The sequence below is a fragment of the Candidatus Paceibacterota bacterium genome, from assembly GCA_035452965.1.
GTDB lineage: Bacteria > Verrucomicrobiota > Verrucomicrobiia > Limisphaerales > UBA8199 > UBA8199.
On the sequence record DAOTCE010000004.1, the window covers coordinates 1 to 12,258 of the forward strand.

10 protein-coding genes are annotated in these 12,258 nt (G+C 62.1%); 7 read left to right on the forward strand and 3 right to left on the reverse strand.

What is annotated here, in order from left to right; all coding sequences use genetic code 11:
• From P5205_05090 to dnaK, 3 genes are all read right to left on the reverse strand, one after another.
• The coding region (locus P5205_05090) for a TCP-1/cpn60 chaperonin family protein (protein HSA09729.1) at nucleotides 1-481 on the reverse strand (481 nt) is incomplete at its 3' end.
• Between the two features lie 49 nt (nucleotides 482-530).
• Nucleotides 531-824: a co-chaperone GroES gene (locus P5205_05095; GenBank protein ID HSA09730.1), complete on the reverse strand. Its 294-nt coding sequence runs from the start codon at nucleotides 822-824 to the stop codon at nucleotides 531-533.
• A 71-nt stretch (nucleotides 825-895) separates the two neighbouring features.
• Nucleotides 896-2,839 carry a molecular chaperone DnaK gene (gene dnaK, locus P5205_05100; protein HSA09731.1) on the reverse strand — a complete coding sequence of 648 codons (1,944 nt, stop codon included), beginning with the start codon at nucleotides 2,837-2,839 and terminating at the stop codon, nucleotides 896-898.
• Between the two features lie 415 nt (nucleotides 2,840-3,254).
• Here dnaK and P5205_05105 point away from each other — a divergent pair, with 415 nt between their 5' ends.
• The 7 genes from P5205_05105 (at nucleotide 3,255) to P5205_05135 (ending at nucleotide 12,231) form a co-directional block, all read left to right on the forward strand.
• Entirely contained in the window at nucleotides 3,255-4,526 is a 1,272-nt protein-coding gene (locus P5205_05105) for an MFS transporter (GenBank protein ID HSA09732.1), read from the forward strand.
• Between the two features lie 545 nt (nucleotides 4,527-5,071).
• Complete coding sequence (locus P5205_05110; GenBank protein ID HSA09733.1) at nucleotides 5,072-6,358, forward strand: MFS transporter; 1,287 nt, start codon at nucleotides 5,072-5,074, stop codon at nucleotides 6,356-6,358.
• 16 nt (nucleotides 6,359-6,374) lie between these two features.
• Complete coding sequence (locus P5205_05115; protein HSA09734.1) at nucleotides 6,375-7,385, forward strand: glycerophosphodiester phosphodiesterase family protein; 1,011 nt, start codon at nucleotides 6,375-6,377, stop codon at nucleotides 7,383-7,385.
• Nucleotides 7,386-7,508: 123 nt separating this feature from the next.
• Complete coding sequence (locus P5205_05120; GenBank protein ID HSA09735.1) at nucleotides 7,509-8,627, forward strand: isocitrate/isopropylmalate dehydrogenase family protein; 1,119 nt, start codon at nucleotides 7,509-7,511, stop codon at nucleotides 8,625-8,627.
• Nucleotides 8,624-9,571 (forward strand): hydroxymethylglutaryl-CoA lyase, encoded by a 948-nt coding sequence (locus P5205_05125; protein ID HSA09736.1) that lies wholly within the window; start codon nucleotides 8,624-8,626, stop codon nucleotides 9,569-9,571. Before P5205_05120 ends, P5205_05125 begins: the two co-directional genes overlap by 4 nt.
• A gap of 2 nt (nucleotides 9,572-9,573) precedes the next feature.
• A complete protein-coding gene (locus tag P5205_05130; GenBank protein HSA09737.1) occupies nucleotides 9,574-10,791 on the forward strand; it encodes a CaiB/BaiF CoA-transferase family protein in 1,218 nt (405 codons plus the stop codon).
• Nucleotides 10,792-10,950: 159 nt separating this feature from the next.
• Nucleotides 10,951-12,231, forward strand: coding sequence for a 3-isopropylmalate dehydratase large subunit (locus P5205_05135; protein ID HSA09738.1), 1,281 nt, complete (start codon nucleotides 10,951-10,953; stop codon nucleotides 12,229-12,231).
• Nucleotides 12,232-12,258: the final 27 nt, after the last annotated feature.

A 12,258-nucleotide genomic window follows, 5' to 3' on the forward strand; every position in this document is an offset into this window, starting at 1 on the left:
TCTCGCCGATGGTGGTGTCCCAGTTGGCGGACACGGTGGCGACCTGCTTGATCTCTTCCTTGTCCTTCACCTTCTTGGTGATCTTGTCGAGGTGCGCCACGGCGGCCTCGACGGCTTTCATGACGCCGCGCTGGATGCCGATCGGGTTGCCGCCGGCGGTCACGAACTTCAGGCCTTCGCGGTAGATGGCTTCGGCCAGGACGGTCGCGGTGGTCGTGCCGTCGCCGGCGGCGTCGCTGGTCTTGCTGGCGACCTCGCGCACCATCTGGGCGCCCATGTTTTCATAAGGATCTTCCAGCTCGATTTCCTTGGCAACGGTGACGCCGTCTTTGGTCACCGTGGGGGAGCCGAATTTCTTGTCGAGCACGACGTTGCGGCCCTTGGGGCCGAGGGTGGCGGTTACGGCGCGGGAGAGCTTGCTCACCCCGCGGAGCACGGCCTGCCGTGCGGCTTCGTCGAAGAGTAATTGTTTAGCTGCCATATTAGTAGATAGTCAATTGTTGATGGTTGATAGCCTCAGAAGTTGAGCCTTATTCAAGGATGGCCAGGAGGTCGTCCGAGCTGAGGAGCTTGTACTCCTTGCCGTCGATCTTGATTTCGGTGCCGCCGTACTTGCTGACCAGCACCCGGTCGCCGACCTTGACTTCGAACGCCACTTTCTTGCCGTCGTCGTCCTTTTTGCCCGTGCCGAGCACGCGGACGATGCCTTCCTGTGGTTTTTCCTTGGCGGTATCGGGGATAATGATTCCGCCCTTTTTCACTTCTTTCTCTTCAACCGGCTCTACCAGAACCCGGTCGCCGAGAGGTTTTACGTTTAATGCCATAGTTTGTTTCTCTTTTGGTTTATGATGTTTTGCGTTGAATCAAAATCCCGCCGCACCCGCTGCGGGAAAATCTACTTCTTGTCGTCCACTACCTCGGCGTCAATGATCGGCCCTTCGTCCTTGCCCTTTTTCTCCTCGGGTTTGGCGTCGCCGCCGGCCTCCGGGCCAGGTTGGCCTTGCGCCTTGCTGGCGCGCGCCTTTTCCGCCGCCGCCTTGTAGAGCTCCGCCGATACCGCCTGCCAAGCCTCATTCAGCTTCTCGCTGGTGGAGCGGATGGCGGACGCGTCCGAGCTTTTCAGCGCTTCCTTCACTTCTTTGATGGCGTCCTCGATCTTGCTCTTGTCGCTGCCGGAAATCTTGTCGGCATTCTCCTTGAGCATCTTCTCGGACCGGTACACTGCGTTGTCCGCTTCGTTGCGCTGCTCGATCTCCTCGCGGCGCTTCTTGTCGTCCTCAGCGTGCGCCTCGGCCTCCTTGCGCATCTTCTCGATCTCATCCTTGGTCAGACCGCTGCTGGCCGTGATGGTGATCTTCTGCTCCTTGCCCGTGCCCAGGTCCTTGGCGCTGACGTGCAGGATGCCGTTGGCGTCTATGTCGAAGGCGACCTCGATCTGCGGCACGCCTCGCGGCGCGGGTGGGATATCCGTCAGATGGAACTTGCCGATGGTCTTGTTGTCCCGGGCCAGCGGCCGTTCGCCTTGCAGGACGTGAATCTCCACGCCGGGCTGATTGTCCGAGGCGGTGGAGAAAATCTCTGACTTGCGCGTGGGAATGGTGGTGTTGCGCTCGATGAGTTTTGTAAACACGCCCCCGAGCGTCTCAATGCCCAACGAAAGCGGCGTGACATCGAGCAGCAGCACATCCTTGACCTCACCCTTGAGCACGCCGGCCTGAATCGCCGCGCCGATCGCCACCACTTCGTCCGGGTTCACCCCCTGATGGGGGGCCTTGTTCACCAGCCCGTGAGCGGTGTCCACGACTTTGGGCATGCGCGTCATGCCCCCAACCAGCACCAGCTCATTGATGGCGCGCGCGTCGAGGCCCGCGTCTCCCAGGCAATGCTTGACCGGCGCAACCGTGCGTTCGAAGAGGTCGTCGCAAAGCTGCTCCATCTTGGCGCGCGTCAGCTTCATGCTGATGTGCTTTGGCCCGCTCGCGTCCGCTGTGATGAACGGCAGGTTGATCTCGTACACCTGGGAGCTGGACAGGGCGATCTTGGCCTTCTCCGATTCCTCCTTGATCCGCTGGAGCGCGTCGGCTTGCTTGCGCAGGTCCATGCCGTGCTCTTTCTTGAACTCGTCCAGGATCCAATCCATGATCCGGCCATCCCAATCGTCGCCGCCCAGGTGGGTGTCGCCGTTGGTGGCCTTGACCTCGAAGACGCCGTCCCCGATCTCCAGCACTGAAATGTCGAACGTGCCGCCGCCCAGGTCATACACCGCGATCTTCTCGTCCTTCTTCTTGTCCAACCCGTAGGCCAGCGAAGCCGCCGTTGGTTCGTTGATGATGCGCAGGACTTCCAGGCCGGCGATGCGGCCGGCGTCTTTGGTGGCCTGCCGCTGGGAGTCGTTGAAGTAAGCCGGCACCGTGATCACCGCCTGGGTGATCTTCTCGCCCAACCGCATCTCCGCGTCGGCCTTCAACTTGGCCAGCACCATCGCCGAGATTTCCGCCGGGGTGAATTGTTTGGGCTTGCCCTCAATCTCCACCTCCACCACCGCGTCGCCATTTGCAGCCGCGACCACCTTGTAGGGCACGCGCTTGCGTTCCTCCTCGACTTCGGTGTACTTGCGCCCCATGAACCGCTTGATGGAATAGACGGTATTTTTCGAATTGGTAACCGCTTGCCGTTTGGCGGCATCCCCCACGAGCCGCTCACCGGACTTGGTGAACGCCACCACCGATGGCGTTACACGCCGCCCCTCTGAATTCTCCAGCACGACCGGTTCCCCGCCCTCCATGGCTGCCATGCATGAGTTCGTGGTGCCTAAATCAATGCCAATTACTTTTGCCATATAAAGCTCCTGGATACAAAAAGCCTTTTTCCTCCAAGCAGTGCCGGTGCCATTGGCGTGCGTTATTCGTAAGTGCAATATCCACAGTCGCTTGTAACGTTTCCTGGTTTTCTGCCCTCCGGTAGAATGTGTGCCATTAGTGCCAACTTGGCACAGTTACGCCCCGTGTGGCACACTTCTCCTGGCACAACTCACTGGAGCGCTGTCGGCCCGTTACTCATTCTTGACGCACCCAACGGTGTCGGGCAGGATGCGCGGGTGACTTCCGTTGCTGGCCGCACTTTCCGTCGTCTTCCCGCGGGGTTGATGGCCGGGCTGTAACTCAATGTCGGCATCGCACGATTCATCTGTCCGGCGCCAGGCGCCATTGTCGGCGGTTTTCAGGATTTTTGCGCCGACGCCGCCTGCGGCAGTGATGTTGCAGGATCCGGCGGAGATCAAAGCCCAGTATCGCTACTGGCAGCGCCGCATTCTGGTCTCCACGATCGTCGGTTACGCGATGTTCTACTTCGTCCGCAAGAATCTGAGCATCGCGATGCCCGGGCTGGGGAGCGACTTGGGCATTGGCAAGGCCGACCTCGGCCTCTTTCTTACATTACACGGGCTGCTTTACGGTGTCTCCAAGTTCGCCAACGGATTTCTGGGGGACCGCTGCAACGCCCGCACCTTCATGACCGTGGGGTTAATCCTCTCGGCGATCGTGAACATCTTCTTCGGCTTCAGCTCGGCCGTCCTCACGCTGGGCTTGCTATGGATGCTCAACGGATGGGTTCAGGGCATGGGATTTCCTCCATGCGCCCGGCTGATGACGCATTGGTTTTCGCCCAAAGAGCTGGCCACCAATTTCTCGGTCTGGAACACGTCGCACTCCATTGGGGCGGGGCTGGTGGTGGTGTTGTGCGGCTACCTGGCGGCTTATGGCTGGCGGCTCTGCTTCTTTGTGCCGGCGGGCCTCGCCATCCTGTGCTCGATCTTCCTGTTCCTGATGCTGCGGGACACGCCGCCTTCCCTGGGGCTGCCGGAAGTCGAAGGCACCGCGCAGGGCTCAGATTCGAGGAGCTTCTCCTCGGCACTGCTCAAACAGGTCTTTGGCAACAAATACATCTGGCTGCTCGCGATGGGGAGTTTCTGCGTCTATATCGTCCGCTATGCGGTGTTGGATTGGGGCCCGACCCTTTTGACTGAAATGAAGGGTGTGAAGTTGACGCATTCGGGCTGGATGGTGGCTGGCTTTGAGGTGTCAGGCGTGTTGGGGATGCTGCTGAGCGGCTGGCTGACGGATCGCGTGTTTGGGGGCCGGGGCGCGCGAGTATGCGTGATTTGGATGGCACTGGCGGGACTGTCTATCCTCGTCTTTTGGAAGCTGCCAACTCATTCCCCGTGGGTGGGCGCCCTGCCGCTGTGCCTGGCGGGGTTCTTTATCTATGGCCCCCAGGCCCTGGTGGGGGTGGTGGTGGCCAACCTGGCCACCAAGCGGCTCGCGGCCACAGCGATCGGTTTCACCAGCATTTTTTCCTATGCCAGCACCCTGGTTTCGGGATGGGGCCTGGGCTGGCTGGTCGAACACCACGGCTGGAACGCGGCCTTCGCTGGCCTGGTGGCGGTGGCTGCCGTTGGCATGCTGTTCTTCGCCCTGGTATGGCCTGCCAAAGCCCACGGTTACGCAGCCGCGCCGGCTCACGCTTAGTGCCTCAATCCCCTGTTCCCGGACCGGATAGCTGCCCCAGTGCGACAACGCTGTGAAACCCGTTAGACCCCGGTGTGGTTCCCATGGGGCCCGACCCCCATGGGAACCACACCGGGGTCCCGCCGCATTGGCACCGTCCCAACGCCGTGGTTGGCTTGGGCTTAATTTGCCTCAGCCCAGGGGCATAGGCGGAAGCTGGCGGGCGTGGCTGGATACACCCGGCTTGTGGCGCAGCTCTTGAGCCCGCCTTCCCGGTGAGATCATTTTGCCAGATGCAGGCCAGGTTGGATTCTGCGCTGTGGGCAGGCCATACGTCAGTGGATTTGCGAATTCACGCACTTGGTTTGCGCGTTGCTTCGCGGATTGAAGTCTGATACGAAGTTTCCAAGCATTCGATGGGGCCTCCGAACTTGAGCAGTGCCGGGCGTGAATCAACCGGGCGGAGTTGGAATCCGCTGCGATGGTTCGCTGCCGGCGCCGACGCGCCGCGGATTACGGATCCAGAGCGCATTAACCAGTGGTACCGCCGTAACCGGCTGTCGGTTATGTTCGCGATCACCTGTGGCTACGGCTTCGGCTACACCTGCCGCCTGCCGCTGGCGGTGATGAAAAAGCCGCTGCTGGACGAAGGGGTATTCACGGCCGAATGGCTGGGGCTGATCGGCTCGGGCTTCTCCATTGGTTACGCGCTGGGCAAGCTGGTCAACGGCTTCCTCGCCGACTATGCCAACGTGCGCCGGTTCTTTGCCGCCATGGTGCTGATGTCGGCGCTGATCAACCTGGCCATGCTCGGCTTTGTCTCCCCTTGGGCCTGGGCGATTCTGTGGGGGCTGAACGGGTGGTTCCAGGGCGCCGGCTCTCCTTGCAGCGGGGTCTCGCTGGCCAACTGGTTCAGCGCCCGGGAACGCGGCCGTTACTACGGCATCTTCAGCAGCTCACATTCACTGGGTGAAGGGTTGACGTTTGTGTTCAACTCGCTGCTGGTCGCCAACCTGGGCTGGCGGGCGGGTTTCGCGGGCCCCGGGGTCTTCTGCATACTGGTCGCGTTTGGCATCCTGCTGTTGCTCCGCGACCGGCCCGAAACGATGGGCCTGCCCCCGGTCGCGGACTGGCGCAATGACCATCCCGCCCCGACGCCCAACACCGGCGCGCCGTCCGAGGTCGGGCGGAACCAGTTCCAGGCACTGCGGATGCCGGCGATGTGGGTGCTGGGGCTCTCCAGCGCCTGCATGTATGTCAGCCGCTACGCCATCAACAGTTGGGGCATGCTTTACCTCCAGGAACACCGGAATTACACCATGGTCGAAGCCGGGCTAATGCTGGGATTAAACACAGGAGCGGGGCTGGTCGGCTGCGTGGTCTATGGTTTCGTCTCCGACAAGTTCTTCAACGCGCGCCGCCCGCCGGTGACGCTTATTTTCGGTCTGCTCGAAGTCATCGCGCTGGCGGCCATTTTCTTTACGCCGCCGGGTCATCCGGTAGTGTTGTCGGCGGCGTTCCTGCTTTTCGGCTTCACCCTTAGCGGCTTGCTGGCGGTGCTGGGCGGGTTGTTCGCGGTGGACATTGTCGGCCGCAGGGCCGCCGGCGCGGCCATGGGGTTCATCGGCATCGTCAGTTATCTCGGCAATGCGATGCAGGAATGGGTTAGCGGGCTGCTGATTCAGCGGGGCCTTACCGTGGAGACGGTCACCAAACTCAATGAACAAGGACAAGCCATTGCCACTGAGGTCAAACACTACGACTTCGACGCCGCGATCGCCTTCTGGATCGGCGCTTCGGTGTTGTCGGTGGTGCTGGCGGCAACGTTATGGCGAGTCAAGACAAAGGAATGAAATCAACGAAATGAATATGCTCACATACCAACTCTCACAGTGGACCAGAGGAGTGCTTTCGCGCCGGATGCTGTTGCTGGCGCTGGCGTCATCGGTGGTCGGCCTGGCCTTGCCAGGTTCGGCCAAAGTTGTGCCATCGAGCTTCAACCGCATTTACGCGGAGTTCCAGCAGCCCGCAGGCACCAAGGTGCTGGTCGCCGCGCACCGCGGCCTGTCGGGACGCTCGACCGGCGCGTGGGAGAAATACCCGGAGAATTCGCTGGCCGCCATCGCCGACTGCATTGAGAAGGGCATTGATATCGTGGAAGTGGATGTGCGCAAAACCAGGGACGGCCACCTCGTCATGTGCCACGATTCCAAGGTGGACCGCACCACGGACGGCACCGGCGCCATCAGCGACATGACGCTCGCCGAAATCAGGCAACTCCGTCTCCGGCTCGGCGTCGGCGGCACCAACGCCCCCGTCACCGACCACCGCATGCCGACCCTCGATGAAGTCATGCTGCTGGCCAAGGACAAGTGCATGGTAAACCTCGACAAGGCCTGGATCATCGTTCCCGAATGCTGTGCGGTCCTCAAGAAGACCGGCACCATCCGGCAGGCCATCTTCAAATCCAGTTACAGCGCCGCCCGGTGCGAGGTTGATTTTGCCCACCTCGACCCGCCCGTGTTCTTCATGCCCATCATTCTCCACAAGAAGGGCTGGGAGAAGGACAAGGTCCAGGGCTGGGCGCAACTCGAACCTTACATCCGCCTGACCAAACCTTGCGCCTTCGAACTGGTCTTCGTTTCCGACGACGATCCCATCGTCTCACCGGAGATCACGGCCAGAATCAAGCGGCATGGCGCCCGGGTGTGGATCAACACCCTGTGGGACAGCCTGGCGGCGGGACATACCGATGCCAGGTCGCTGACGGACCCGGCCGGCGGTTGGGGCTGGGCAATCAGCCGGGGTGCGAACATCATCCAGAGTGACGAATCGGAGCGTCTGCTCTTGTATCTCCGTTCTCGCGATCTCCATTGGTGAATGCGGCAGCCGGCGACCGTTGGACCGCAATCCCATTGCCGGCTGCGCCTCAAACCGCCGCGCTTTCCATTTCTTGACGCGCCGGGGCTAAAGCAGTTACATGGGCGGCGAAACACCTCCTATATGCCACGATACAGAATTGCATGGCTGCCAGGCGACGGCATCGGTGTGGACGTCCTCGAGGCGGCCAAGATCGTGCTGAACCGGCTCCGGCTCGATGCCGAATACATCCCCGCGGACATCGGCTGGGATTTCTGGTGCCGGGAAGGCGACGCCTTTCCCCCGCGCACGGTCGAGCTGCTGAAGAACGTTGACGCGGCCCTGTTCGGCGCAATCACCTCCAAGCCCGCCAAAACCGCTGCCGCCGAACTCGCGCCCGCGCTGCGAGACAAGGGGCTGAGCTACCGTTCCCCCATCGTGCGCATGCGGCAGTTGTTCGATCTCTACGTCTGCCTGCGCCCCTGCAAGGGCTACCCGGGCAACCCGCTTAACTTCAAGGAAGGGATAGACCTCGTAGTGTTCCGTGAGAACACGGAAGACCTGTATTCCGGGGTCGAGTTCGCGCCCGTGCCGCAGGAACTGGCCGAAACTCTCGGCAAGCTGGCCAAACCGTTCGCGCCGTTTGCCAGGCTCCCCCTCGATCAATACGCCGTCTCCTGCAAGATAAACACCCGCGCGGGCTCCGAGCGCATTGTGCGCGCCGCCTTTGATTTCGCCCGCCAGCATAAGCGCAAGAAGGTCACCATCGTGCACAAGGCCAACGTCGTGCGCGCCACCGACGGCCTGTTCCTTGAAGCCGCCAAAGCGGTGGCCAGGGACTTTCCCGAGATCAAGATGGACGACGCCAACATTGACGCCATGACCATGTGGCTGCTCAAGAATCCATTCAACTACGACGTGTTGGTCGCGCCCAATCTCTACGGCGACATCATCTCCGACCTCTGCGCCCAGATGGTTGGCGGCCTTGGTTTCGGCTGCTCGGGCAACATCGGCGCCAAGCTGGCGGTGTTCGAGCCCACGCACGGCTCGGCGCCCAAATACGCCGGCCAGTACAAGGTCAATCCCATCGCCACCATCCTGGCCGCCAGGATGATGCTCGATTGGCTTGGCGAATCCAGCAAGGCGGCAGCCCTCGAAGACGCGGTCGCGCAGGTCATCAAGGAAGGCCACGCCCGCACCTACGACATGGGCGGAACCACCACCACCTTGCAGATGGCGGAGGCGATCGCGGACAAGCTATGACGACCACGCCCCCCGGCCGGAAAGCACGACCGGTCATCCTCCACGAAGTCGGCCTGCGCGACGGGTTGCAGGCCGAGAAGCAGGTTGTGCCGCTCGAACAGAAGATTCGCTGGGCTGAGCTCCTGCTGTCCGCCGGCGTGGACATCATCCAACTCGGTTCGTTTGTGCATCCGGGCAAGGTGCCGCAGATGGCCGACACCGATGCGCTCTTCCGGCATTTCTCCGCGCCGGGGCGCACGACGTCCGGCGCAATCCTGTCCGGACTCGTGCTGAACGAGAAGGGATTGGAGCGGGGCATGGCCTGCGGCGTCGAGATGTTCTGCATGGGCGTTTCGGCCAGCGAAACCCACAGCCAGAAGAATACGGGGATGTCTGTCGCCGACGCTACCTCCCGTATCATCGCCATGGCCAAAGAGGCCGTCGGCGCGGGCAAGAAAGTGCAACTGTCAGTCCAATCGGCGTTTGGCTGCGGCTTTGAAGGCGTGGTGCCGGAGGAGCGCGTACTGAAGATCGCGGAGCAGTTCCTGAGCGCCGGGTTCCGCAACATCAGCCTCGCCGACACGGCCGGCCACGGCATGCCGGCACAGGTCGAGCGGCTTTTCGGCGCAATCCTCAAAGCGGCGCCCGACGCCGAATGCACCTGCCATTTCCACAACACCTACGGCCTGGGCATGGCCAACTGCTGGGCCGCCCTGAACGCAGGCGTGCAGTGCTTCGAATCCTCCGTGGCCGGTCTGGGCGGCTGCCCGTTCACCAAGGTGGCGGGCGGCAACGTGAGCACCGAAGACCTCGTCCATTTCCTGCATCGGCTGGGCCTGCGCCAGGAAGTCAACCAGGACCAGCTCGTCGCGCTGGCGCGCGACCTGAGCGCGTTCTTCGGGCGCGAAATGCCCGGGATGGTCTATAAGATCGGGCTGGCCCAGGCCGCCGCGGCCTCCCGCTAACTATGAGCAATTCGAACAACAAACCCCGCAGGGTGCTGGAAGGCATTCGCGTGCTGGATTTGACCAACGTCCTGGCCGGACCGTTCGCCACGTTGCACCTCGCCCTGCTCGGCGCTGAAGTCATCAAGATCGAGAATCCGCTGGACGGCGACCTCGCGCGCAAGCTCGGCAACGTCCCCAAGCTCAACAAAGAGCTTATGGGCACCAGCTTCCTGGCGCAGAATTCTAACAAGAAGTCGCTCACCCTGAATCTCAAGAGCCCCGAAGGCCGCGAGGTCTTCAAGAAGCTCGTGGCCACCGCCGATGTGCTGGTCGAGAACTTCCGGCCCGACGTCATGAAGCGCCTGGGTCTCGACTATCACGTGCTCATCCAGGTCAACCCGCGTCTCATCTACTGTGCCATCTCGGGTTTCGGCCAGACCGGGCCCGACGCTCTGAAGCCCGCCTACGACCAGATAATCCAGGGACTGAGCGGAGTGATGGCGGTCAACGGGGACGAGCGTCTTAACCCGCTGCGCGCCGGTTTTCCGGTGTGCGACACGGTGGGTGGACTCAACGCCGCCTTTGCCGTCCTCGCTGCGCTGTTCCATCGCGAGCGAACCGGCCAGGGCCAGTTCATAGACGTGGCGATGCTGGACTCCATCATGCCGCTCATGGGCTGGGTCGCCGCCAACCTGCTCATCGGCAAGCAGCAGCCGGCCCTGCTGGGTAATGACAACTTCACCGCCGCGCCCTCCGGCACCTTCGTCACCAAGGACGGCTACATCAACATCGCCGCCAACAAGCAGGAGCAGTGGGAAGCCGTCGCCGACCTGCTCGGGGTGCCGGAACTGAAGACCGACCCGCGTTTCCAGGAGCGCGACAACCGCAAGAAGAACCGCAAGTCCCTTACCCCTCTGCTCGAAGTGAAGTTGAAGGAAAAAGAAACCGCTTATTGGGTCGAACTGCTGAATCAGCATGACGTGCCCTCCGGCGCGATTCTGCAACTGGAGGCCGCCCTGAATCAGCCTCAGGCACAACACCGTCAGACCCTGCAGAAGATCGCCGTTGACGGCGTCGGCGAGCTAAGACTCTTCGGCCTGAGCGCGAAGTTTGAGAAGACGCCCGGGGACATTAACGCGCCGCCGCCTCGCCTCTCCGCCCACACGAATGAAATCCTGGGCGAGCTGGGCTATTCGGCGGACGAAATCATGCGCCTCAAGGACGCCCGCGTTATTTGAACTGGCCCGCTCTCAATTTCGTCTCCGCCGACGTCAGCCGGCGCAAGTCCTGGAGTCTGGCGCGGACTGACGTCCGCGGCCACACGATCCTGGTCGAACCCCCCAATTGATGAGTACAACCGATTGACTCGTTTAACCCCTTAACCCATTTAAGTAGCTATGACTGTTGTTGAGAAAATCCTCGCCCGCGCCGCCGGCCTCCCTTCCGTGAAGGCCGGAGACGTGGTGGAGCCCAAAGTTGACCTGGCCATGTCGCATGAGAATGCGGCGCTGGTCATCAATCAGTTCCTCGAAATCTACAAGGGCACCTCGCTGCAGCCCAAAATCTGGGATCCCAGCCGCGTCGCCGTGATCTTTGACCACCGCGTGCCGGCGGAATCTCCCAAGACCGCCTCCAACCAGAAGAAGGTGCGCGAGTTTGTCGGCGCCCAGGGCATCGGCAAGTTCCACGACATCCGCGGCGACGTCGGCGGCATCTGCCACCAGATTCTGCCCGAGAACGGCTACGTCCGCCCCGGCCGCGTCGTGGTAGGGACGGATTCGCACACCACCAGCCATGGCGCGCTGGGGGCATTCGCGTTCGGGATCGGCGCTACCGAGATGGCGAGCGTGTGGGCCCTCGGCACCGTGCTAAACGTCGAGGTGCCTCCAACCATCAAGGTGGTCGTGAAAGGACGGTTCAAGAAGTTCGTCGGGCCGAAAGACCTGATCCTGCACCTCATTGGCAGGATCAGCGCCCAGGGCGCGAACTTCAAGGTGCTGGAGTTCCACGGCGAGACGATCAGCAGGATGTCCACCTCGGGCCGGTTGGTGCTCTGCAATATGGCTGTCGAGGCCGGCGCGACCGCCGGCATCGTCCCCGCCGACGAGGAAACGGCGCGCTATCTGCGCGAGGAAGCTGGTGTGACTGACCCGATCGAGCCTGTGGCTCCGGACCCGGACGCCGCCTACGAGAGCGTCCTCGAGATCAGCGTCTCCAAACTGCAGCCCCAGATCGCCTGCCCTCACACCGTGGACAACGTGAAGCCGATTGATCAGGTGGCCGGCAAGAAGGTCAACCAGGTCGTCATTGGCTCCTGCACCAACGGGCGGCTCGACGACCTGGCCATCGCCGCGAAGGTCCTCAAAGGGCAAAAGGTCGCGGACGGCACGCGCATGTTGATCTTCCCCGCTTCTGCCAAGATCTTCCGGCAAGCCCTGGGCAAGGGCTATGTCGGCACTTTTATGCAAGCCGGCGCGGTGGTCATGAACTCCGGCTGCGGCCCTTGCCTGGGCGTCCACGAAGGGGCGCTGGGCGACGGCGAAGTCGCGCTCTCCACCACCAACCGTAACTTCAAAGGCCGCATGGGCAACCCGAACTCCGAGGTCTATCTCTGTTCCCCAGCCGTGGCCGCCGCCTCCGCCATCACCGGCGTCATCACCAATCCCCGCAAGAAGTAGCCAGCCAACGAACCACGCCACACGTTT